Genomic DNA, 24,435 nt, shown 5'->3' with positions numbered 1-24,435 from the left:
AATCACTTTTCGGACAGCCGCATTTTAGTTACTTATACAAGAGTTAAGACGCTTTTTTTGATACAATTGTTCCAGCTCTGCCCTCTAATGCTTCATATGCTTGATCAAGAGATGTAATAATTGTTTGACGTTCTTTACCAGAATTTGCGAAATCAATAGCAGCTTGTACTTTTGGGAGCATGCTACCAGGAGCAAATTGTTCTTCTTCAATATATTGTTCCAATTCAGAAACAGTAGTATGTTCTAGTTTCTTCTGATTTGGTTTGTTGAAGTTTACATATACATTATCTACAGCTGTTAAAATGATTAGTGTATCAGCATCTACCAATTCAGCTAGTTTTTGAGCTGCAAAGTCTTTATCGATAACAGCTTCTACTCCAATTAAGTCTTTTTCAGTTTCCATAACTGGAACACCACCACCACCAACAGCAATAACGATGTCGCGATCCTCAACTAGTGAATTAATAATATGGTGTTCATGAATGCTTACTGGCTTTGGCGATGGAACAACGCGCCTCCAACCACGACCTGCATCTTCTTTAAAGACAGCTCCTGTTTCTTTCATAATACGTGCAGCTTCTTCTTCCGTATAGAAAGGTCCAATTGGCTTTGTTGGATTCATGAATGCTGGATCATTTTCATCAACGACAACACGAGTTAGAATAGTTGCTACATCACGTTTAATGCCATGCTTTTTCAACATATTATCAATTGCATTTTGCATCCAGTAGCCGATCATACCTTGACTCATTGCACCACAAGTATCAAGAGGCATAGCTGGGTTTTTTTCGCTGTCAGCCGCTTTTTGTTGAAGTAGAATATTTCCTACTTGAGGTCCATTTCCATGAGCAATTACAATATCCACATCATTTTCGATAAATTTAGCTAATTGTTCAGCTGTTTTTTCTAAAGCTGCTTGCTGTGCTTCTGCACTAGCATCTCCTGATTGAATAGCATTACCACCTAGTGCGATTACTACTTTTCTTCTTTTCATGATCAGTATTCCTCCAATAATGTTTCAATTAAATAGTGATATGACCTGTTGCTAATTGATAGATTGCTAGAATAGCGAACACAACGAATGCTATAGCAATTCCTAATTCTACTTTTGTAAAAGTACGCTCTTTGCCATTTTCTTTTTGCACCCAACGGAAAACTAAGATACCTGGTGCGAATAAAATCATTGTTAATAGTAAGTAGTTTAGACCTGCTGCGTAAACTAACCATACTCCGTAAACACTTGCTACTGCACCAACAATAATGTTTTTAGTGCGATCTGCATCCGTAGAATGCAAGCTGTGTTTTAATTGGTAGAAAGCAGAGAAAGCATATGGAATTAGAATAGCTGATGATGCTAAAGAATATGCAAAAGTATAGGCTTGGTCAGAAACGATAAATGTTAATAAGAAAATTTGAATTAACCCGTTTGTTAACCAAAGAGCATTAACAGGGGCGTTGTTTTTATTTTCTTTACTGAACCATTTTGGGAATACTTTGTCTTTGGCAGCAAGGAATGGAATTTCACTCGCAAGTAGAGTCCAACCTAACCAAGCACCTAGAACAGAGATAATTAATCCAAGATTAATTAATATAGCTCCCCATTTACCGACAACATGTTCTAATAAGTAAGCCATTGAAGGATTTTCTAATTGAGCTACATCAGCTTGATGCATTACACCAAGAGATAATAGTGTAATCATTATATAGATCACTAGAGTACCGATAAGACCAACGATTGTAGCTCTACCTACATCTTTACGATTTTTTGCACGACTTGAGAATACAACTGCGCCTTCAATACCAATAAATACCCATAGTGTTACAAGCATTGTGCTTTTTACTTGGCTTCCAACTGCGCTCCAAGAGAATGAACCTGCATCTCCCCAGAAACCATCTGTAAAAATATCAATATTAAATGCAAAGATTGCTGCTACGATAAATACAAGTACAGGAATCAGTTTTGCAATTGTAGTAATTAAGTTGATAATAGCTGCTGAGTGAACACCTCGTAGAATTAAGCAATGTACGCCCCATAACATAATACTTGCCCCAATAATAGAAGCAACGTTTTGTCCACCTTCGAAAACAGGGATAAAGTAGCCGATAGATGAGAATAATAAAGTACCGTATGCGACATTGCCTAGGAATGCTGATAACCAGTAACCCCATGCACTGTTGAAGCCCATGAAGTCTCCAAATCCCGCTCTTGCGTAACTAAAGACACCACCATCTAAATCAGGTCGTTTCATATTTAAGTTTTGGAAAGACATACCGAGTGAGATCATCCCGATACCTGTAATAACCCAGCCTACAATAATTGCGAAGGCACCCGCGCCTGCTGCCATATCGCTGGCTAAGTTAAAAATTCCTCCACCAATCATTGAACCGATAACCAGTGCGACTAACGAAAAGAAACCTAACTTTTTATCTTCTGCCATTATAATCACCTCATATAGGTTTTAGAAAAAAAGAAGGAAGAGCGTTCCTCCTCCTTTTTTTCTAAGTAGATACTGCCTAATCCAGTGACCAGCACCTATTGGACTTCACCATCCTCCCTATAAAGGTCAACATTCAATCACCTATTGGCTTTTCATGTTGTCACGATCTGAACGCAATCTGCTAGAGGTCATAAGCTAATCCGTCCAGAAGATAAGGAGCGATCTTCTAGCCGGATTGACTTATGCTGTTCGCTAATAAAAGGGCGTTCTCCATATTTTACTTTCCTTTATCTTAGTCGGAGGGTGAAAGAAGATACGTCACTAAACAGACGTTTCCGCTTTACTAATTTTAGATATCGCCTAAAGTTGCAGCCATTACTGCTTTAATAGTGTGCATTCTGTTTTCAGCTTGATCGAAGACATGAGAATGTCTGCTACGGAAGACTTCATCAGTTACTTCCATTTCTTTTAGACAATGTTTATCAAACATTTCAAGACCATATTGTGTTTCAGTATCATGGAAAGCAGGTAAGCAGTGTAAGAAAATAACATTATCGTTACCAGTTTTGCGAACCATTTCCATATTTACTTGGTATGGAGTTAATAATTCAATTCTTTCTGCAAATTTATCTTCTTCTCCCATAGAAACCCAAACGTCTGTGTATAGAACATCTGCGCCAGAAATCGCAGCTTCGATATCACTTGTTACAGTAATACGTCCATTTGTTTCTTTAGCAATTTCTTTAGCAAGATCGATAATTTCTTGTTCAGGGAATAAAGATTCTGGTGCGCAAATACGCATATCCATTCCTACTTTTGCACCTGCAACTAGGAAACTATTTGCCATGTTATTACGACCATCACCAACATAGACAAACTTAACGCCTTTTAAGTGACCGATATGTTCTTTTACTGTTAAGAAGTCTGCAAGCATTTGTGTTGGATGCCATTTATCAGTTAGACCGTTCCATACAGGTACACCTGAATGTTCAGCTAAACCTTCAACTGTTTCTTGCTTGAATCCACGGAATTCAATACCATCGAACATGCGGCCTAATACTTTAGCTGTATCTTCTACAGATTCTTTTTTACCTAATTGGATATCGCCTTTTCCAAGGTATTCTGGATGTGCTCCAAGGTCGATCGTAGCAACTGTGAATGCACAGCGAGTACGTGTAGAAGGTTTTTCGAATAATAAAGCAATGTTTTTACCATCTAAATAACGGTGAGGAATGCCTTTTTTCTTTTTATCTTTTAATTCAGCTGCCAATTCGATGAAGTATAAGAATTCTTCTTCAGTAAAATCTTTTTCTGCTAAAAAACTTCTGCCTTTTAAGTTTGGTTTAGTTGATAACATGATCATTTCCCGCCTTTTACTTAAATTAAGAGTTTGATTTGTTTATCTTTGTATGTGATTAAATAAGGATCGTTTTTATATGGAGCTCCAGTATCCGGGAGGGGATACTGGAGCTTTAACTCACTTAAATATCTTCACGAATGATAGGCATACTCATGCAACGTGGGCCCCCACGACCGCGAGACATTTCCGAACTTGCTACTTCGATTACTTTAACTCCGTGTTCACGTAATAATTCATTAGATACGTAGTTGCGGTCATAAGTAACAACAACGCCTGGAGAAATTGCTAACGTATTAGAACCGTCATTCCATTGTTCACGAGCTGCAACGATTTCGTCTCCGCCACCACAAGGAATTAATACTAATTCATCTAACCCTAAAGCTTCTTTTAGTGTTTGTTTTAAATCTTCACTATGTGTAATTTTTAAGTGATCTGCATCTGGTCCTTTTTCTAAAGTATAGACATTCATCTTACCTTCAGGACTTTGGATAGCAGGGTGAATTGTAAATTTATCATAGTCAATCATAGTGAATACAGTATCTAAGTGCATGAATGCACGGCAATTTGGAATTTCGATTGCTAATACTTTCTTCACTTTATCTTGCTTGCTGAATAGGTTAAGAGCTAGGCGCTCAATAGCTTTTGCAGAAGTACGCTCAGATACACCGATTGCGATAACTTCTTCGCTTAGAACTAGTTCATCTCCACCTTCAACAGGGAAGTCGAAGTTACGATCTAACCAAACCGGAATATTATGGTTTGCAAATCGTGGATGATGATTTATAATGTATTCCATGAATAGTGATTCGCGACGACGGGCAGGTTGTCGCATTCTATTGATGGATAGACCATTACCGATTGACGCTGCTGGGTCACGTGTAAAGTAAAGGTTTGGCATTGGATCTAGATAGAATGGATAGTGGTCTTCCATTAGCTCATATAAATGTGTTTTCTTTTTAGCTTCGATTTCAGTTTTACGAACACCACTCATGATCTTGTCTATCATTTCTTCTGTTGAGAATGATAATAAGTATTCTTTTAAGTGTTGGAATGAACCATTTACATTTGCTTGTGACTCATTTAAAATCTTTTCAACAAATTCAGTTTTTAATGCGTCAGTATGTAATGCTTCACTCGCTAATTTTTCAAGATATAACACTTCAGCTCCATTATCGCGAAGTGTTTTAGCGAAGAAATCATGCTCCTCTTGAATGACCTTCAAGTAAGGGATGTCATCGAACAAAAGTTGTGGCAATAATTCTGGAATAAGGTTTTCTAATTCTCTACCAGGTCGTTTAACTAAGACTGTTTTTAGTTTCCCGATCTCAGAATGAACGTGAATAGGGTGATTCATTTGTGTTGCCTCCCTGCTTAAGTTTGTGATGTTTCTTACAAGTCCTATATTAAGGCATCTCCAAATCATAAAATGTGGAATAATCCATACTCCGTTTGCAAAATATCTGACACTTTTAGGAATATACAATTCATCCTTTTGCAAGTTTATGAATGAATGAAATCTATATAGAATAGGCATTCTTATTGAATGGTAGCGTTTTCATAAGAGGTTGTTAGTGAAAATGTATGAATACTCAGCCTTGAGAACTGAATATTTACTGAATATTTCTAATGAAAAACTAATTAAATTATTTATTTATTCAGTAGCCATACTATTTATTTATTGTTAGAATATTCAAATTAATAATAGGCATAAAAAAAAGACGAGCTATTCAAGGCTCGTCTTTGTTAGTTGTTTATATATAATGTCTGCTTCGTCTTTTGACCTAGCAATTATAAGGCATGTATCATTTCCACAAACACAGCCCATCATTTCATCCCAGTTTACATTGTCGAGGAGTGCACCAATAACGTGAGCATTACCTGGAAGCGTCTTTAGCACGATCAGATTATCAACAGAATCAAACTTAACAACAACTTCCTGCGTTTTTTTAAGTAATTTTTTATATTGAATATGATCGTTGTTTTCTGCAATAAAGCTATATTTGAATTTTCCAGAAGCCAACGGCACTTTAACAAGGTTTAATTCGCGTATATCTCTTGAAATAGTAGCTTGTGTGACATCCATGCCTTTTTCATTTAATAGCATTACTAGTTGCTCTTGTGTTTCAACTTCTTGCTCAGTTATTAGCTGCTTTAAGAAGTACTGCCTTCTCTCTTTACTCATATTCATATTTAAATTCATAAAAAAACACTCCTAACTAGTATGTATATAATTGGATTATATTAGTATACTTATATTATAGCTTTATTATTAGGATAATTTTAAGGCAATTTTAGAAATATTCGTATTTGGTTGATGCTTGTAGAGAAGTCTGTTATACTCTTTACAAATTCATATTATTAATGTCAGTGAAAAAGAGAGTAGTTATAGAAGTAAGTAAAGCGATCTAGGGATGGTGGGAGCCTAGTCTGAATTCTATAATGAAACGCACTTTTGAGATGTTTGCTTGAAATGGAGTAGAGCAAACCGGGGTTTTAGCCCCGTTAAAAAATAAAGAGGTTCATTTGAACAATTAGAGTGGTACCGCGGGATTTAGACTCGTCTCTTTTTTTATAAAAGAGACGGGTTTTTTTATTATATAAAAATAATGGAGGGTTAGTATGGACTATCAACAAATGGTTGCTAAAAACATCAGTAAGGCATTAAATGGTTCACTATCAGAAGAAGAGGTAAGTCTATTAATAGAGAAGCCAAAGTATTCTACTCATGGAGATTTTGCTTTTCCATGTTTTTCACTAGCTAAAACAATGAGAAAAGCTCCTCAGCTTATTTCATCGGAATTAGTGGAAAAATTGAATCATCAACAGTTTGAAAAAGTTGAAGTTGTCGGTCCATACGTTAACTTCTTCTTAAATAAAGGGCTTGTAAGTAACGACATTTTGAACGAGATTGTTAAAGAAGGTAGTGATTATGGAAATCTAAGCATTGGTAATGGACGCAATGTGACGATAGATATGTCATCCCCTAACATCGCTAAACCTTTCTCTATGGGGCATTTACGTTCAACAGTAATAGGAAATGCATTAGCGAATATTGTAGAGAAGTGTGACTATACACCATTGAAAATAAACCATCTTGGTGATTGGGGAACACAATTTGGTAAATTAATCGTTGCCTATAAAAAATGGGGAAATGAAGAAGCTGTTCGTAAAGAACCAATTAAAGAGCTTCTAAAGCTATACATTCAGTTTCATGAAGAAGCTGAGCATGATTCCTCACTTGAAGATGAAGGCCGTAAATGGTTTAAGAAACTAGAAGATCATGATCAAGAAGCAGTAGAACTATGGAAATGGTTCCGTGAAGAGTCATTACAAGAGTTTAATAAAATCTATAAGCTTCTAGGTATATCGTTTGATTCCTATAATGGAGAAGCTTTCTACAATGATAAGATGGGCGCGACTATTCAACTAATTAAAGATAGCGGTTTGTTAGTAGAAGATAAAGGAGCGCAAGTGGTGAAACTGGAAGAGGAAGAATTACCACCTTGCTTAATTCTTAAATCAGATGGAGCTACTTTATATATTACTCGTGACTTAGCAACAGCTCTTTATCGTAAAAAAACATATGATTTTGCAAAATCATTATATGTTGTAGGAAACGAGCAAAGTCTTCATTTTAAACAGCTTAAAGCTGTATTAAAGAAACTTGGATTCGATTGGTCAGATGATATGACGCATGTTCCATTCGGTTTAATCCTTAAAGATGGTAAGAAGATGTCAACGCGTAAAGGTAAAATCATTCTTCTTGAAGAGGTACTTGCTGAAACAATTAAATTAGCAGAACAGAATATTATTGAGAAAAATCCTCATTTACCTAATAAGGAAGAAGTGGCTAAACAAGTTGGTGTTGGGGCGGTAATCTTCCACGACTTGAAGAATGATCGTATGAATAGCGTTGAATATTCATTAACAGATATGTTGAAGTTCGAAGGAGAAACAGGTCCTTACGTACAATACACGCATACACGTGCATGCTCAATCTTACGTAAATCATCACTTCAAGAAGGACAATCAAACTTTGCTTTACAAGATGAATTAAGTTGGGAAGTTGTGAAAGAACTACAAAAATTCCCTTCAATTGTCGAAAAGGCAAATAATCAGTTAGAGCCTTCTGTCATTGCGAAATATGTTGTTGATTTATCACAAGCTTTTAATAAGTATTATGGTAATACACATATTCTTCTTGAGGACGGGGCATTGCAAGCAAGACTCGCACTTGTAAAGGCTGTTAAGATTACATTACAAGAAGGTTTACGCTTATTAGGAATAGCTGCACCAGAAGAAATGTAAATAATAATGATAGAAAAAGGTCAATCTGTATAATCAGGTTGACCTTTTTTAATGAGGTATAATCCAAAAATTGGGTTTTGTTGTGCGGTATTATTTCAATTATGTTACTATGTGTCGTAATCTCACTGAAAAGTAACTCTCAACTAGTCTATTTTTCCTTGGAAAATGACAATTTATAGGAATAAAAAGAGTCTTATGTTAAATTTTCCTATCAATTATACAGTTGTATTACATTATAACGACGTTTCTTAGATTCCCCAAAAAATATGTTAAAGTATAAAAGTTATTTAAAGAGATTCGTATAAATAGATTTAAAGCAGTCCTAATGAAAGGGGAATTTTTGTGTTTTCTTTAAGAAATTTAGACTTGGGAGATTATACAAGTACGATGAAAAAAGCAGTCATTGTAACAACAATTGCTTTATCTTCTTTGTCTTTTCAACAAGTAGCAGCTGCTGAAGAAAAAACGGATGATCTTGAAAAGATTTATCACGTTTATAATAATGAACAATTTGCCGGAACAATTTCCGAAGAAGATAAAAAAGCATTAGACCAACATCTTTCTGTAAAACTGGATCAGGTGAAAAAGAATTACCCAGATAAGCTTTTAGAGGTTGATCAAGATGTTACATTTATAGAAGAAAATATCTTTCATAATGATAAAGCCAATACAAACGCTCTTGAATCATTAAAGAATGATGTTCAAATCGAAGCTCAAGCAACAGCGTTTATCGTCGATGGGCAAGAAGTAGCTTATGTAGCCTCAAGAGAAGATGCAGAACGAATTCTTCGTCAGTTTACACTTCAATATGTATCTGCTGAAGAGTTAGCGCAATTTGAAAATAAGACGCAAGAACAGGAAGCTCCACTCACTTCTTCAGGTTCACGTCTTAAGAGCTTAACATTATCAGAAGATATCGAATTTGCTGATGTAGCTGTAAATCCAACAAAAATCATGGATGAAGCATCAGCATTAGCGTTTTTAAATAAAGGTTCTCATGAAGTAAGTAACTATACGGTTAAAGAAAGCGATGCTATCGATAGCATTGCAGCAGCGTACCAGTTAACTACCGATGAACTTCTTACGCTAAATCCTGGTTTAAAAGAAGATTCTCTTTTACAAGTGGGTCAAACTGTCAAAGTAGCAGTTCCTAAACCTGTAATTGAAGTAACTGTTCAAAGAGAATTATTTAAGAATCAAGCTATTCCATATGAACGCAAAGTAGTAGAGTCAGATGATCTTAACAAAGGTGATTCTAAGCTTAAACAAGCAGGTCAAGCTGGTGAAAAAGAGACTCACTACTATGTAACACAAACAAATGGTAAACAAGTAGCTCAAGATATTATTTCGGATGAAGTGACAAAGAATGCAGTTCCAGAAGTCCGTATAAAAGGAACGAAAGAAGCGCCTTCTACAGGAAATGGACAATTAACATGGCCAACTGTTGGTGGATATATTTCGAGTGAGGTTGGTTACCGTTGGGGTAAAATGCACAAAGGAATTGATATTGCTCAACCGAGTGATTTAACTATAAAAGCAGCAGATAACGGGGTAGTTGTTTCAGCTGGATATAATAATGGCGGTTATGGTAATCGTGTAGAAATCGACCATGGTAATGGAATGAAAACTACATATTCACATATGTCATCAATTAATGTACAAGCAGGTCAAACAATTACAGCAGGTACAAAAATCGGTGTGATGGGTTCTACTGGTGATTCAACAGGTGTTCATTTACATTTTGAATTATTCATGAATGGTAGTGTTGCAAATCCGCTTGATTATTTGTGAGAATAGATTCAAGCAGCCTTCGGAAAATGGTTCCGGAGGCTGTTTTAATGAGAATACATATGAATTTTGTATCATATCTAGCTACAGCCCGAGTGCATTTTAACAACCTCTTGATTATCATCATTTTATTAAAGGAAGAGCATAAAAGAACATAAGAGGCCCAACAGGTGCTTTTGCTATTCTATAGGAAAGAGTTGTTAGAATGCATAAAAAGATGAATTACACATGCTATCATGATAAAGTATTATGTAGGCATGTTTTTATTTCACACAATTAAATCGCGTTTTTAATATATGATTTTTTAACCAAATAATAAGTTAAAGGAGATTTTAATATGGAGAAAAAGATCCTTGTCGTAGACGATGAAAAACCAATTGCAGACATTATCGAATTTAATTTGAAGAAAGAGGGCTTTGACGTACATTGTGCTTACGACGGAAATGATGCCTTACTTAAAGTAGAAGAACTTCAACCAGATTTGATTTTACTTGATATTATGTTGCCGGGGCGTGATGGCATGGAAGTATGTCGAGAAGTACGAAAAAAATATGAAACACCTATTATTATGTTAACCGCTAAAGATTCCGAAATAGATAAAGTACTAGGGCTTGAACTTGGAGCGGATGACTATGTCACTAAACCATTTAGTACGCGCGAATTGTTAGCACGTGTTAAAGCTAACTTAAGAAGACAGCAAACCCTAGTAACGCAAAGCCAGGAAGAAGAGGAAGAAACGAAGGAAATATCAGTCGGTTCTTTAACGATTCATCCAGATGCATACGTTGTTTCAAAACGTGGAGAAACAATTGAATTGACACATCGAGAGTTTGAATTATTGCATTACTTAGCGAGACATATTGGACAGGTTATGACACGTGAACACTTACTTCAAACAGTATGGGGCTATGATTATTACGGTGACGTTCGTACAGTGGATGTTACGGTTCGTCGTTTAAGAGAAAAGATTGAAGATAATCCAAGTCATCCGGGTTGGATTGTAACACGAAGAGGAGTAGGCTATTACTTACGCAATCCTGAACAGGAGTAAAACAAATGAAAAAAGTAGGTTTTTTTCGTTCGATCCATTTAAAATTTGTCTTGATATATGTATTGCTTATTCTTGTAGCGATGCAAATTATCGGTGTTTATTTTATTGATCGATTAGAAAAGCGTCTCATTGAAAACTTCCAGGAATCCATGGAAGAAAAAGTAAATCTGTTAGCGTATAACGTCGAAGAAGAAATGTTGGAAAAACGGGATGAGAAATCACCTAGTTTAGAAGATGATATTCAATCTATTTTAGCTGATTTTGCATCGAATGATATTTATGAAGTACGTGTTATTGATAGTCGTAGTCGTATTATTGGTACATCTGATCCTAATCAAGGAATTGTTGGGAAAAGAACAACAGAGACAATGATTAAACAAACACTAGCACTAGGAAAAGAGAACAGTACAGTAAAAGTACAACAAGATACTAATAACCGCGTATGGGTTTTATCAAAACCAATTGAGTCAAAAAGTGAAACGATTGGTGCGATTTATTTAGAAGCAAAAATTGAAAATGTATTTGTTCAATTACGTGAAATTAATAGTATTTTCGCGACAGGAACGGCTATTGCTCTTGTAGTAACAGCGGTTCTAGGAATCTTGCTCGCTCAGACTATTACAAGACCTATGTCTGATATGAGAAAACAAGCTTTAGCTATGGCAAAAGGTAATTTCTCACGAAAAGTTAAAGTATATGGCGATGATGAAATTGGTCAATTAGCTATTACATTTAATAGTTTGACGAAAAAATTACAAGATGCTCAATCTACGACAGAAGGTGAGCGAAAGAAGCTATCGTCGGTTCTTGCCTATATGACCGATGGTGTTATCGCTACAGATCGTAAAGGAAGAGTTATTCTAATTAATGAACCAGCTGCTCAATTATTAAATGTTTCACGTGAAACAGTGCTTTCCATACCAATCGTTTCATTGTTAGGATTAGAGGATGATTATTCGTTCGAGGACTTACTTAATCAACAAGACTCGCTCATTCTCGATTTTAGTACGTCTGAAGAGCATTATGTTCTTCGAGCAAATTTCTCTGTCATCCAAAAGGAAACGGGATTTGTAAATGGATTAATCACAGTTCTCCACGACATTACAGAACAAGAGAAGATCGACTATGAGCGTCGTGAATTCGTTGCAAATGTTTCACACGAATTGCGTACGCCATTAACGACAATGCGAAGTTATTTAGAAGCATTAGCGGATGGTGCATGGAAAGATGAGTCCATCGCTCCTAACTTTTTAAGCGTTACACAGAATGAAACAGAAAGAATGATTCGACTTGTAAACGACTTATTACAGTTATCGAAAATGGATAGTAAGGACTATCGTTTAAAGAAGGATTGGGTGAATTTTAGCGATTTCTTTAATCATATTATTGACCGTTTTGAGCTTGGTAAGGAAGGTCATATTACATTTAGGCGTAATGTACCGCGGAAAGCAATTTTTGTCGATATTGATGAGGATAAGATTACGCAAGTTCTTTATAATACCATTTCCAATGCAATGAAATATTCTCCCGAAGGTGGTCAGCTCACATTCAATTTAAAGGAACTAGATGGATATATTGAAGTTAGCATACAAGATGAAGGTGTAGGTATACCTAAAGATAAATTAGAGAAAATTTTTGATCGATTCTACAGAGTAGATAAAGCTCGTACAAGAAATCTAGGTGGTACTGGACTAGGGTTAGCTATAGCGAAAGAAATGGTTGTCGCTCATGGGGGTAATATTTGGGCGACAAGTAAAGAAGGAAAAGGAACAACTATTTTCTTTACGCTTCCTTATGATCTAGACCAAGAGGATGAGTGGTTATGAATAAAGAAGCAATCAAGACAATCGTTCTCACATTATTAGTCAGTTCTAGTGTATTTTTAACGTGGAGTATATGGACGTATTCTCCTAACATCGAAACAATGGATCCAAAGAATTTAATTCCAGAAGTAGCTATTTCGAACAAGAAACAGGTATCAGAAATTATAAAACCCTCATTAATCATGTTTCATGATGAAGAAAATCATTACGGAAGTACAAGTGATGAAACAATTAATATGGTTTTAAATGAAATGAGCGATTGGACTTTCTATGATTTTAAAGATGTCACTAGCAATGTGCCAGCGCATAAATTCCAAGATTTCATTCATAAAACAGGAATGAGTGAATTAGTCTTCACTGATAGTATTCCATTTTCTCTTTATCGAAAAGTTATCAAGGTAGAAGACCGAGAACTTCGTGGTGATAATATTGAGTTTGATCGAATTCTAATTGGTTCAGGATTGGAGAATGGTGAAAAAAACGAGGTATATTTTGTTTCTACTGAGAAGCAACGTATTTACAAGTTTAGTGTAAGTGCTAGCGATTTGAAAGATCTAGCAAGGCAAATGGAAGAGGAATCAAAAAAATTAGACCATTATAAGGTTATACAGGTTACGGCAAGCAAGTACTTATATGTACCAGAAAATAAAGGTCAATATTATAAATATAAATATCATGCAGAACTATTGGATGTAAGTAAATTCAAAAATGCGCTATTTCCAGACCCAACTGTTGTGAAATCTGATAAAACGACTAGAGGAGAAGAATTTACAGATGGATCAACGATTATGAAGGTGTATAACGACAAGATGGTACTTGAATATGTCAATCCCGGATTAAAGTATAGTTATGCAACTGCATTACCCGACCTGATAGAAAGAAGTATTTCTTTCATAAATGAACATTCAGGATGGGAAGATAGTTATCGCTTTGCGGAGCTAAATGAAGAGGAGCAGAAATCAGTATTTCGATTATATGTGAATGGATTGCCAACTTTTAGTGATTTAGGTATGTCTGAGATTGTCCTAACCTGGGTAGATGACGAATTAAGTAATTATAGTCGACCATATTTTTCATTAGATTTTGCATTTCAATCAGAAAAAAATGCCGTTACGCTTCCTTCTGGTGAAGAGATATTCCAAGAACTAAAAAAATCACCTGAATTTGAGCCTGAATTTGAGCCTGAATTACTACAGGATCTGACGATCGGCTATAAAATGGTAAAAGATATGGAAGAAACTCAATCATTATTTGTCTCCTTAGAACCAGCTTGGTTTTATAAATATGATGGGAAATGGGAACAATTTACGTCTGATCAAAATGGAGGAATGGGTCGTGGATTGGAGTAAAACGAAAACAATTTTCATTATTGTTTTTCTTATTCTAAATATGTTCCTTCTATATCAATATGTTGAAAAGAAAGATTCTAGTGATTATGATTACTTGACAGAATCGACCATTGAAGATTCTTTAAAAGAAAATGGTATTACGTATAAAACATTGCCTAAACAAACGAATAAAGAACAGTATTTAAGTGCAAAGAGTAAAGATTTTTCAGATGACGATTTAAAAAAGCTTAAAAATCAAGATGCGACTAGATTAAGCCCACAAAAGATTTATTCTAAATTAGATAAGCCATTTCAGTTAGAAGAGAAGATCCACTCTGAAGCATTAGATAATTTCGTAAAAGAAAATGTATTGTATGGAGACCGTTATCGATTTTGGAAAGTCGATGGAAGTACGATTATTTATTATCAAACATACAACGAAAAGATGATTTATAATAATGACAGTGCTAAGTTAGTGTTGTCTATAAATGATAATCAAGTTCAATCATATGAACAAACATATTTAGAAGATATTGATAAACAAGCAAACGAACAAGAAGATGTAGTAAAGGCGATTAATGCAATTGAAGCCTTGTTTTACAAAGATCATATTCCGTCTAATAGTGAAATTACAGATGTGGAGTTAGGCTATATAAACTTAATTCAGTATGCATCGGCATCGCATATCTTAACACCAACATGGCATGTTGAAGTAGACAAAAAAGAAGATTTGTTTGTAAATGCTCTAGATGGAAGAGTTATTGAGTTTGAAGAAGAGCCTGATGTTTCCGAGGAAATGAATAAAAATGGAAATGGCTCAGAACAAATAATATTGGAGTGAAGATTCATGACAATGCATTTTAGCGTTCTCGCAAGCGGGAGTACGGGAAATGCGTTTTATGTAGAAGCGGAAGATCAGCGTTTTCTAGTAGATGCTGGCTTAAGTGGTAAAGGAATGGAAGGTTTATTTCAGCAAATCGGTAGAAATCTTTCAAATCTTACCGGCGTTCTAGTTACGCATGAGCATAGTGACCATATTAAAGGTCTTGGTGTAATTGCTCGTAAATATAAGCTACCTATCTACGCAAATGAAAAAACGTGGCATGCAATGGAAGGCTCAATAGGGGAAATTCCAACCGAACAGAAGTTTACATTTGATATGGGAACGGTCAAAACATTTGGCAGCTTAGACATTGAATCATTTGGTGTCTCTCACGATGCTGCAGATCCAATGTTTTACGTATTCCATCATAATGGTAAGAAGGTAGCACTAATGACGGATACTGGCTATGTGAGTGATCGTATGAAGGGTGTTATTGCCAATGCAGATTGTTTTGTATTTGAAAGTAATCATGATGTTGGCATGCTACGAATGGGGCGTTATCCGTGGAGCGTAAAGCGAAGAATTCTAAGTGACGTAGGGCATGTATCGAATGAGGATGCAGCTCTCGCGATGAGTGAAGTAATCGGTGACCAAACTAAGCGCATTTACTTGGCGCATTTAAGTCTCGATAATAATATGAAAGATTTAGCTCGTATGTCTGTTGCACAAACATTGGAAAGTAAGGGTTTCATTATAGGTGATGGTTTTTCACTATATGATACTGATCCGAAAGTGGCGACGGAATTAGTAACTGTATAAGGATAAGGGGGATGTCCAATGGGCATCCGCTTTTTTTATTGTTTACCAGGAAAATATAAAAAAATTCGTTGTTGATCACTTTAAATAAAGCGGTTCTAAGCCCAGCTCCGAGCACCCAACGCCTAGTGAACAAGTCAACTATGAAATGCTGAAACGGCCTTAAACGGATGCTCTGCGCTTTTTTTATACAAAATAAGGTGAAATTAAGAATGATAAAAAACGGCTATAATAATTAAGAATACGAAATGAAAGAAAGGACTGAGAGAATTGGATTATTACGATCAAAAACCAAGTAGAAATACGGGAAGTAAATGGGGCTATTTTTTCTCAGCTTTAATAGGTGTTATTATCGGCGGTATTCTAGTAGCAACGGTTCTTCCTGCACTTGGACTTATGAATTCTACTACTGGCGGTAATGGAAATAGTATAAATCAAACGTCAGGTTCTAAACAAAATGTATCTGTGAATATTACAAGCGCCGTAACAGAAGCCTATGATATCGCAGCAGATGCGGTTGTTGGTATTACGAATATTCAAGAAGCCACCATCTTATCTAAAGGTGGAGAAGCTGGAACAGGGTCAGGTGTTGTTTACAAAAGAGAGGATGGAAAGGCTTTTATAGTGACCAACCACCACGTAATTGAAGGTGCTTCACAATTAGAAGTATCACTTTCAGACGGTACAAAAATACCAGCCAAAATACTAGGAAGTGATGTGTGGACAGATTTAGCCGTAATTCAAGTAGATGCAAGTAAAATAAAAACAGTTGCTGAATTTGGTGATTCTTCTTCACTAAAACCAGGTGAACCTGTTTTAGCAATTGGAAATCCACTTGGTTTGCAATTCTCTGGATCAGTTACGCAAGGCGTTATTTCAGGGCTAGAGAGAACCATTGAAATGGATATTAATGAGGACGGTATTGTAGATTGGAATTCAGAAGTAATTCAAACGGATACCGCCATTAACCCTGGTAATAGTGGTGGTGCACTTGTGAATTTAAAAGGGCAAGTGATTGGGATTAATTCCATGAAAATTGCACAACAAGCTGTTGAAGGAATTGGTCTATCTATTCCAATAAACTCAGCAATTCCAATCATCGATGATATAGAGAAGTTTGGTGAAGTCAAACGTCCATATCTTGGAGTAAGCTTAGCACCAGTTGAACAAATTACACAGTATCATCGAGAAAATATACTTAAGCTACCAGCCAAAGTAACAACTGGTGTGGCAATTGTAGATGTTCAACCAAATTCACCAGCAGCAAGAGCAGGAATAAAACCATATGATGTAATTGTTGAAATGGATGGAAAGGAAATTAAAGATTTAGTATCCTTCCGAAAACATCTATATGAAGACAAAAAGATTGGTGAAGACTTAAAAGTAAAATTCTATCGTAATGGTAAATTGGAAAGTGCGACGATTAAATTACAGGAAAGTGAAACAATATAGAAGCTGAAAAGAGTCGTGAAAGCGGCTCTTTTTTTATAAAGCTATAGGAATCTTTCTGCATTTCTTATTGTTGATAACTTTAGCATATATGCTATGATGACTAGTGTGATGAACAAGATGTGTATAACTTTACTAGTTGTGGATAAAATTTCGCATTTTTGAGAAAAATATAATTATTGTAGATGTATAAAAAGTAGGGAAGCACTACTAATTGGAGGATAGAAATATGATTAATTGTTGTAAAGAACACGTAGAATTAGCTCTAGATGTTATGGTGGATGAGCATGAAGTAGCTCCAGTGCTTAAGGAGTTAACAGACGAAGAAAAGTTGTCCACAACCTGTGAATATTGTGATAATAAAGCTATATATGTAGTAGGGAACTGATATTCCCATACGAAATGTGGACATCTAATGTGGATATGTGGATAAGTCCTGTGGACAAGTTGTTTGTAATATGTTTGTAAAGTGAGGATACCTGTGAATATCTCAATTATCACCGTAGGAAAATTAAAAGAAAAATATTTAAAACAAGGCATTGCTGAATATACGAAAAGACTTTCAGCATATGCCAAAATAGATATTATTGAACTACCAGATGAAAAAGCACCTGAAAATTTAAGTGAAACAGATATGCTGATCGTCAAACAAAAAGAAGGAGAACGCATTTTAGCAAAAATTTCTCCTGATACTCATGTTATCGCACTAGCTATTGAGGGTAGCATGAAAACCTCTGAACAACTAGCAGAAAATCTTGATAAATTAGCAACGTACGGAAAGAGTAAAATTGCTTTTGTCATTGGTGGATCGCTAGGTTTAAGTGATGAAGTAATGAAACGTAGTAATGAGACGTTGAGCTTCTCGAAAATGACATTTCCTCATCAGTTGATGAGGTTGATTTTGGTGGAGCAGATTTATCGGGCTTTTCGGATTAATCGGGGAGAACCATACCATAAGTAATAGCGCTTTTAATATTTGTTAAGGAAACAGTCCGACTAAGTATTTAGTAGGGCTGTTTTCCTTTATTAAAGAAACGATAAAAAAAAAAGACCGGACGCATCCAGTTTCCTTAAATATATGCCTCAGCGATGCACACCTATTAGTTTTTTAAAAAATTATCACATAAAAAAGTAGAGTATAACTCATATTTTGCCTCCCTCATTATGGAAAGACTTTAAAAAAGAAAAATGTTGAGAAGAATTTCGACGTTTCGTCTATGATCTAATAGATAAGCGTTTGAATTTCTAAATGTTTTTATTTATGGTAAAAACATTTTATATACACATTTTATTGATAGAGTTTTCTATAAGGACGTGAAGGAAATGGCTGTCTTGAGAAAGTATTTTAAAAAGAATTTATTAACACAAATGACTTTACTAATTATTGTGGTGATCCTTATTAGCACAGTATTAGTGAGTGTGCTCTTTTCTTTTATGATAGATAATCTTGTTAAACAGTATATGGGGGAGCAGGCTTTGATAGTGGCGGAGCTTGCTGCGCAAAATGAGGAAATTATCCAAGCCTTTGATGATGAAAATCCGTCTTTGGTCATTCAAAGGATTTCGGAGCAGATTCATCGCACGACAAATGCAGATTATGTTACGATTGCGAATCGACAGAACATTCGTTACTCCCACCCCAACCCTGAAAACATCGGAAAACCCACAGCTACAAGTAATGAGCCTGTTTTCCAACAGGGAGAATCTATCATCTATAGTGGAAATGGTGTATCAGGGCCAGCGATTAAAGCGAAGGCACCTATTTTTAATGAGCAAGGGGATGTCATAGGTGTGTCTTCAGTTGGATTTTTAATTAACAATGTAGAAAAACAAATAGGTGATTATCATCAAAAACTAATTCAGTTAGCTATTATTCCATTGATTATCGGATTTAGCGGTGCGATTCTAATTGCTCGACGGTTAAAAAAACTGACATTTGGTTTAGAGCCTGAGGAAATTTCCTTTATGTTTAAAGAAAAAGAGGCGACAATTGAATCGATTACTGATGCAACGATTACAGTGAATACGGATAAGAAAATTACGTCAATGAATAAGCGAGCCCGGGGATTATTTTACAGTGAGTCGTTGATGATTGATTCTGTAATTACGGAGGGAAGATTGAACAATTACATTGATGAAGTCATTGAATCCAATCAGTCCCAAACGAACAAAAAGCTACTAATTGATAAAAATCTTTACGTGCTTGATGCATCACCTATTTCAGCTAATAATCGTGTCAAAGGAATTGTTTTGACGATTCGTCCACTGTCAGAGATTAAGCAGCTAACAAATGAATTTTCTAAAATTAGTGATTTTACAGAAAATATGCGTGCTCAAAATCATGAATTTCTAAACAAGTTGAATACGATTTACGGTTTATTAATGCTTCAGCAATATGATCGCGCGTTAAAAATTGTGTCGAATGAAGTAAGCGAACGACAGGATATTATTTCTTTTTTAATGACATCGGTAAAGGATCCTTTAATTGCGGCATGTCTATTAGGGAAAGTCAATCGTGCAAAGGAGTTGCATGTGCAGCTAACAATCGATGAGGAGAGTCGCTTGGATTTTGTGTTCGATGAGGTTAAATCGAACCATTTTGTACCGCTGATTGGTAATGTGATAGAAAATGCGGTGGAAGCGGCGAGATTACATAGTGGGCATAACGCTCAAGTAAAGGTATCGTTTACGGACTTAGGGAAGGACATTGTTTTTGATATTGAGGATAACGGCCCAGGGATTCCTGTTGAATTAGAAGAACATATTTTTCAAACAGGATTTACGTCAAAGCAAGGTGAAAATCATGGTTTAGGTTTGGCAATTGTAAAAAATGCACTCGAAGTCTTAAATGGACAAATTTATATTGATAAAAGTGAGCTTGGGGGAGCACGATTTACGATTGTTATTCCGCAGGAAATTTGGGCTCAATAGGAGGGGCTGGAATGATAAATGATACAACGATTAATGTAATCATTGTCGAAGATGATTTGGATGCAGTGAATATTTACAAGCACTTTACGAATCAATTAGAAGGATTTCATGTTATTGCTACGGCAAGTTCTGGCACTCAGACTTTGCAAATTTTAAATATGATTCAACCACATTTAATTTTATTGGATGTTTTTTTACCGGATATGAATGGGATTGAGCTATTACGAGAAATTCGTAAAAAATATCATGGAATTGATGTCATTATGATTACAGCAGCTAATGATACAGAAACTGTGAGTGAAGCTATTCGTGGCGGAGCTTTTGGATATCTTATTAAGCCAATTATTATTGATAAACTGATTGCAACTTTAAATAGATTTAAGACTGTTCGAGAAAAGTTGAAAAAAAATAATGTTATGAATCAGGAGCATGTCGACCGATTATTTCAATCCAATCAAAAGGATGTACCTGAGCAGGTGAAGCAGAAAGCTCCGTATCCAAAGGGAATTGATAAGCACACATTAAAATTAGTAAGAAATCATATTCAAATATTAGCAACAAGTATAAGTGCAGATGAATTAAGTCAAATAGTTGGCATCAGCTATTCAACGATACGACGCTATTTAGAATATCTCGTTTCCTTAAATGAGATGGAAGTGGAAAATGGTTACGGTAGTGTAGGGAGACCTGAAAGAAAGTATAAGCGTGTAAAACAAGCAGCAATAGATGAGTAAGACTCATTTTTGCTGTTTTTTTGTGTGTGAAAAATATGAAAAAAATGATGATAATAGAAAAAATAGATAATATATTCAAAATCCCTTAATTTTGTCGAAAAAATGCTAATATTTTAAAAATAAAACGTTTTCAAAAAATAATTAGGGTTGTCAACGAATGGAGGGGCATATATGTTATCATTTTTAGGATTTGCTATGGTAGCGGTATTCATGTATTTAATTATGGCAAAGCGTCTGTCGGCTTTAGTAGCCATAATGATTGTACCGATTATTTTCGCTATTTTAGGTGGTTTTATCAAAGATTTAGGTCCTATGATGGAAGCTGGCGTAGAAAATGTGGCTATGACAGCAATTATGATTTTATTCGCGATTTTATACTTTGGGATTATGATCGATACCGGATTATTTGATCCATTAATTAAGAAAATTTTACAGATAGTAAAGGGAGATCCACTAAAGATTGTCATGGGGACAGCCGTTTTATCGATGATGGTTGCATTAGATGGGGATGGAACAACTACATACATTATTACGGTTTCGTCTTTATTGCCTTTATATAAGAGATTAGGGATGAATCGTTTAGTGTTAGCTACAACGGCGATGCTTTCGATGGGGGTTATGAATATGACTCCTTGGGGTGGAGCTTCTGCGATGGCAATGGCTTCTCTTGGCTTAGATTCTTCAGAAGTATTTATTCCTATGATTCCAATAATGGCATTTGGACTTGTGTGGGTGCTTGTAGCAGCCTTCTTATTAGGGATGATGGAACGTAAACGTATCGGAGTAATTGAGATTGATGACTCTGAAACTGAAAAATTAGATGAAAGTTTAACAGGGACAGTAGCTTATAAACGACCAAAATTAGTATGGTTTAACTTAGCTTTAACGATTACATTAATGGTCTGCTTAATCCTAGATTTCATGTCGTTAGGTCTTTTATTTATGATTGCATTGGCAATTGCACTAGTAGTGAATTATCCAGACTTAACACTACAGCAAGAACGATTACTTTCACACTCTAGAAATGCATTGGCAGTAGTTTCAATTGTTATTGCTGCTGGGATTTTCTCTGGCATTATGTCTGGAACAGAAATGGTCGATGCGATGGCGCAAACTTTAGTAACGATTATTCCGCCTGCGTTAGGACCTTATTTAGCGATTATTGTTGCATTCTTAAGTGCGCCATTTACATTTTTCATGTCTAATAATGCCTTTTATTTTGGGGTTCTGCCAATCTTGGCACAAACCGCTGAAGCTTACGGGATTAGTGCAGCAGAAATTGCACGTGCATCTTTAATAGGACAGCCTGTACACGTACTTAGTCCACTAGTAGCTGCTGCGCATTTAATGATTGGATTAGTCGGCACAGAATTCGGAGATTTACAGCGATTTGCTATAAAATGGGCTTTTGGGACAGTAACTGTTATGACGATTGCCGCCTTAGTATTAGGTGTTATCTCAATTGGATCTTGATTAGAGGGGTCAAGTATTTCTTTATTACTTAATCGTGAACCTCTAGAGTTTAATTATATTAATATATGAAATCATTCATATAAAATATGTATGAGAAATGCAATAACAAATTATTAAAATACTTAAATTTCCAAATAGATAAGTGAATAAAAATAGAGCTAAATTGTTGCAAGTTTGTGAACAGAGGTCCATTATATAAGTGTAATCATTTGTACAAATTGTGAACAATTAGATTTATTTTAGTATTGTAATAGATATTAACAACGTGTAGAAAGACTTGAATTTTACTTACTATTTGGAGGGATTCTCTATGACTCAATATTTTTCATTAAACAAAAGTTATATAAATGGTGAATGGGTTGAAGGGGAAACTGGTCGTACATATAACGATTTAAACCCATTTGATGATACCGTAGTTGCTAATATTTCAATTGCTTCAAAAGCGCAAGTAGATTCTGCATTTGAAGCAGCAAATACAGCGCAAAAGGAATGGGCAAAAAATGCCGAACTTCGTAAAACTGTTATTGAAAAGGTAATTGCTTACTTTAAAGAACACCAACAAGAAATTGTTGATGTATTAGTTTTAGAGTCTGGTAGTAGTGTACTAAAAGGTAATGTAGAAGTTAGCTTTACTATTGCTGATTTAGAAGAATCATTAAAAATAGTCGACCAAGTTGGCAAAGTAAAAACAGTTGAATCAGTTATTCCTGATAAATTGAATAAAGTTTATCGCTTACCACTTGGTGTCATTTCATCTATTTCGCCTTTTAATTTCCCGCTATATTTATCTATGCGTACCATTGCACCAGCATTAGCATTAGGGAATGCTGTTGTGCATAAAGCAGATCTTCAAACAGGCATTTCAGGCGGCTCTGTTATTGCAAAAGCATTTGAAGAAGCTGGCGTTCCAGCAGGTGTATTCAATTCTATTCTTGCTGATATACCTGAAATCGGAGATACAATGATTACCAATCCGCATTCAAAATTAATTAGCTTCACAGGTTCAACTGGCGTTGGTAAACATATTGGGAAAGTTGCAGGAGAATTGTTGAAACGTACCGCACTAGAACTAGGTGGAAATAACCCATTCGTTGTGTTGAAAGATGCAGACGTGGATCAAGCAGTAAAATCGGCCATCATGGGTAAATACTTACACCAAGGTCAAATTTGTATGAGTATTAATCGTATCATTGTACATGAAGATCTATATGATGAATTCGCTAGTAAGTTTGTAGAACATGCAAAACAAATTCCATATGGTAATCCAAAAGATCCATCAACAATCATTGGGCCGCTTATTAACCATGCACAAATGGATAAAGTATTAGGCTTTATCGAAGAAGCAAAAGCGGAAGGCAATGAATTGTTATTAGAGGGTAAACGTGAAGGCAATATTCTAACACCATTCATCTTCGGTAATGTCAAAAATGATAGTAGTTTAGCACGAAGAGAATTCTTTTCTCCAGTTGTGTCACTTATTAAAGCGTCCTCTGATGAAGAAGCTATTCTAATTGCTAATGACACTGAATATGGTTTAAGTTCTGCTGTTTTCACAAGTGATTTAGCACGTGGCGAAGAAACCGCAGTACAAATTGAAGCTGGTATGACACATGTGAATGACCAAACTGTTAACTGCTTCTCCAATATTCCATTTGGCGGTATGAAGGGTAGCGGAATCGGCCGCTTCGGTAATCCATGGATTATTGATGAATTTACACAGGCGAAATGGGTATCTGTCCAAGTAAAACCAATGAACTATCCATTCTAAGTTGCTGATCACGATCTTAAAATGTCAATAGAGGATGTCCTAAAAGTATAGATTTTGGGGCATCCTTTTTTTTATTGAGGGCGTTATCATAGCAGTTCCCTTTGTGGGATATGCTCATGGTAATGCCTTTTTTTGCTATATCTTAGTATGATAGGGTGTATATATTGACACTAGGTAGTTTGCTGAACCAATTTTTAGGTTTTCGTTGCCTTAGATCATCAATTAATCTTACAAATAACATTCAAATAGTATTCCCTTATAAAATACTGAAACTATTTAAAAATAAAAAAATCTTTTATTTTCAATATCATTACTGCTTGAAATTTTATCGATATATAGTATTAA

19 protein-coding genes and 1 other annotated feature are annotated in these 24,435 nt (G+C 35.5%); of the genes, 14 read left to right on the top strand and 5 right to left on the bottom strand.

All coding sequences use genetic code 11. The features are described 5' to 3' along the window. Positions 1–43 precede the first annotated feature (43 nt). The 5 genes from arcC to argR all read right to left on the bottom strand — a co-directional run bounded on the left by arcC (position 44) and on the right by argR (position 5,980). Positions 44–994 carry a carbamate kinase gene (gene arcC / locus V7014_RS03175; RefSeq protein ID WP_335504106.1) on the bottom strand — a complete coding sequence of 317 codons (951 nt, stop codon included), beginning with the start codon at positions 992–994 and terminating at the stop codon, positions 44–46. A 28-nt stretch (positions 995–1,022) separates the two neighbouring features. Next, a complete protein-coding gene (gene arcD, locus V7014_RS03170) occupies positions 1,023–2,438 on the bottom strand; it encodes an arginine-ornithine antiporter (RefSeq protein ID WP_335504104.1) in 1,416 nt (471 codons plus the stop codon). 349 nt (positions 2,439–2,787) lie between these two features. Then, entirely contained in the window at positions 2,788–3,795 is a 1,008-nt protein-coding gene (argF, locus tag V7014_RS03165; RefSeq protein ID WP_335504102.1) for an ornithine carbamoyltransferase, read from the bottom strand. Positions 3,796–3,919: 124 nt separating this feature from the next. Further along, positions 3,920–5,152 (bottom strand): arginine deiminase, encoded by a 1,233-nt coding sequence (gene arcA, locus V7014_RS03160; protein ID WP_335504100.1) that lies wholly within the window; start codon positions 5,150–5,152, stop codon positions 3,920–3,922. Positions 5,153–5,521: 369 nt separating this feature from the next. After that, complete coding sequence (gene argR, locus V7014_RS03155; protein WP_335504165.1) at positions 5,522–5,980, bottom strand: arginine repressor; 459 nt, start codon at positions 5,978–5,980, stop codon at positions 5,522–5,524. A 176-nt stretch (positions 5,981–6,156) separates the two neighbouring features. Continuing rightward, positions 6,157–6,366 (top strand) — a binding site (T-box leader). Between the two features lie 51 nt (positions 6,367–6,417). On the opposite strand from argR, the gene argS reads away from it, so the two are divergent. The 14 genes from argS (at position 6,418) to V7014_RS03085 (ending at position 24,090) form a co-directional block, all read left to right on the top strand. Then, positions 6,418–8,106, top strand: coding sequence for an arginine--tRNA ligase (gene argS, locus V7014_RS03150; protein WP_335504098.1), 1,689 nt, complete (start codon positions 6,418–6,420; stop codon positions 8,104–8,106). Between the two features lie 342 nt (positions 8,107–8,448). Further along, positions 8,449–9,897: a M23 family metallopeptidase gene (locus V7014_RS03145; RefSeq protein WP_335504096.1), complete on the top strand. Its 1,449-nt coding sequence runs from the start codon at positions 8,449–8,451 to the stop codon at positions 9,895–9,897. A 334-nt stretch (positions 9,898–10,231) separates the two neighbouring features. Next, a complete protein-coding gene (gene yycF, locus V7014_RS03140; protein ID WP_335504094.1) occupies positions 10,232–10,945 on the top strand; it encodes a response regulator YycF in 714 nt (237 codons plus the stop codon). A 5-nt stretch (positions 10,946–10,950) separates the two neighbouring features. Then, a complete protein-coding gene (gene walK / locus V7014_RS03135) occupies positions 10,951–12,771 on the top strand; it encodes a cell wall metabolism sensor histidine kinase WalK (RefSeq protein WP_335504092.1) in 1,821 nt (606 codons plus the stop codon). Further along, positions 12,768–14,117 (top strand): YycH family regulatory protein, encoded by a 1,350-nt coding sequence (locus tag V7014_RS03130; protein WP_335504090.1) that lies wholly within the window; start codon positions 12,768–12,770, stop codon positions 14,115–14,117. The genes walK and V7014_RS03130 overlap by 4 nt, the downstream gene beginning before the upstream one ends. Continuing rightward, a complete protein-coding gene (locus V7014_RS03125; RefSeq protein WP_335504088.1) occupies positions 14,104–14,937 on the top strand; it encodes a two-component system regulatory protein YycI in 834 nt (277 codons plus the stop codon). Before V7014_RS03130 ends, V7014_RS03125 begins: the two co-directional genes overlap by 14 nt. A 6-nt stretch (positions 14,938–14,943) precedes the next feature. After that, complete coding sequence (locus tag V7014_RS03120) at positions 14,944–15,738, top strand: MBL fold metallo-hydrolase (RefSeq protein WP_335504086.1); 795 nt, start codon at positions 14,944–14,946, stop codon at positions 15,736–15,738. Between the two features lie 267 nt (positions 15,739–16,005). Further along, on the top strand, positions 16,006–17,187 hold the full coding sequence (locus V7014_RS03115) for a S1C family serine protease (protein ID WP_335504084.1): 1,182 nt from the start codon (positions 16,006–16,008) through the stop codon (positions 17,185–17,187). A 226-nt stretch (positions 17,188–17,413) separates the two neighbouring features. Beyond that, a complete protein-coding gene (locus V7014_RS03110) occupies positions 17,414–17,572 on the top strand; it encodes a CxxH/CxxC protein (protein ID WP_335504083.1) in 159 nt (52 codons plus the stop codon). A 93-nt stretch (positions 17,573–17,665) separates the two neighbouring features. Beyond that, positions 17,666–18,145: a 23S rRNA (pseudouridine(1915)-N(3))-methyltransferase RlmH gene (gene rlmH, locus V7014_RS03105; protein WP_335504081.1), complete on the top strand. Its 480-nt coding sequence runs from the start codon at positions 17,666–17,668 to the stop codon at positions 18,143–18,145. A gap of 362 nt (positions 18,146–18,507) precedes the next feature. After that, entirely contained in the window at positions 18,508–20,115 is a 1,608-nt protein-coding gene (locus V7014_RS03100) for a sensor histidine kinase (protein WP_335504079.1), read from the top strand. An 11-nt stretch (positions 20,116–20,126) separates the two neighbouring features. Beyond that, on the top strand, positions 20,127–20,849 hold the full coding sequence (locus V7014_RS03095) for a response regulator (protein WP_335504077.1): 723 nt from the start codon (positions 20,127–20,129) through the stop codon (positions 20,847–20,849). Positions 20,850–21,020: 171 nt separating this feature from the next. Next, positions 21,021–22,322 carry a CitMHS family transporter gene (locus tag V7014_RS03090; RefSeq protein WP_335504075.1) on the top strand — a complete coding sequence of 434 codons (1,302 nt, stop codon included), beginning with the start codon at positions 21,021–21,023 and terminating at the stop codon, positions 22,320–22,322. A 310-nt stretch (positions 22,323–22,632) separates the two neighbouring features. Then, positions 22,633–24,090 (top strand): aldehyde dehydrogenase family protein, encoded by a 1,458-nt coding sequence (locus V7014_RS03085; RefSeq protein WP_335504073.1) that lies wholly within the window; start codon positions 22,633–22,635, stop codon positions 24,088–24,090. Positions 24,091–24,435 lie beyond the last annotated feature (345 nt).

Source organism: Bacillus sp. JJ722 (assembly GCF_036963345.1).
Taxonomy (GTDB): Bacteria; Bacillota; Bacilli; order Bacillales; family DSM-1321; genus Bacillus_AD.
Note: the sequence above shows the minus strand (reverse complement) of the source record. Positions and strands in the feature narration are given on the sequence as shown.

Bases quoted from the DNA above. Each gene is read 5' to 3' on its own strand.
- argS (WP_335504098.1), top strand. From the start codon at position 6,418: ATGGACTATCAACAAATGGTTGCTAAAAACATCAGTAAGGCATTAAAT.
- arcA (WP_335504100.1), bottom strand. From the start codon at position 5,152: ATGAATCACCCTATTCACGTTCATTCTGAGATCGGGAAACTAAAAACA.
- argR (WP_335504165.1), bottom strand. From the start codon at position 5,980: ATGAGTAAAGAGAGAAGGCAGTACTTCTTAAAGCAGCTAATAACTGAG.
- V7014_RS03095 (WP_335504077.1), top strand. From the start codon at position 20,127: ATGATAAATGATACAACGATTAATGTAATCATTGTCGAAGATGATTTG.
- yycF (WP_335504094.1), top strand. From the start codon at position 10,232: ATGGAGAAAAAGATCCTTGTCGTAGACGATGAAAAACCAATTGCAGAC.
- V7014_RS03120 (WP_335504086.1), top strand. From the start codon at position 14,944: ATGACAATGCATTTTAGCGTTCTCGCAAGCGGGAGTACGGGAAATGCG.
- V7014_RS03130 (WP_335504090.1), top strand. From the start codon at position 12,768: ATGAATAAAGAAGCAATCAAGACAATCGTTCTCACATTATTAGTCAGT.
- argF (WP_335504102.1), bottom strand. From the start codon at position 3,795: ATGTTATCAACTAAACCAAACTTAAAAGGCAGAAGTTTTTTAGCAGAA.
- V7014_RS03085 (WP_335504073.1), top strand. From the start codon at position 22,633: ATGACTCAATATTTTTCATTAAACAAAAGTTATATAAATGGTGAATGG.
- V7014_RS03090 (WP_335504075.1), top strand. From the start codon at position 21,021: ATGTTATCATTTTTAGGATTTGCTATGGTAGCGGTATTCATGTATTTA.
- arcD (WP_335504104.1), bottom strand. From the start codon at position 2,438: ATGGCAGAAGATAAAAAGTTAGGTTTCTTTTCGTTAGTCGCACTGGTT.
- walK (WP_335504092.1), top strand. From the start codon at position 10,951: ATGAAAAAAGTAGGTTTTTTTCGTTCGATCCATTTAAAATTTGTCTTG.
- V7014_RS03110 (WP_335504083.1), top strand. From the start codon at position 17,414: ATGATTAATTGTTGTAAAGAACACGTAGAATTAGCTCTAGATGTTATG.
- arcC (WP_335504106.1), bottom strand. From the start codon at position 994: ATGAAAAGAAGAAAAGTAGTAATCGCACTAGGTGGTAATGCTATTCAA.
- V7014_RS03100 (WP_335504079.1), top strand. From the start codon at position 18,508: ATGGCTGTCTTGAGAAAGTATTTTAAAAAGAATTTATTAACACAAATG.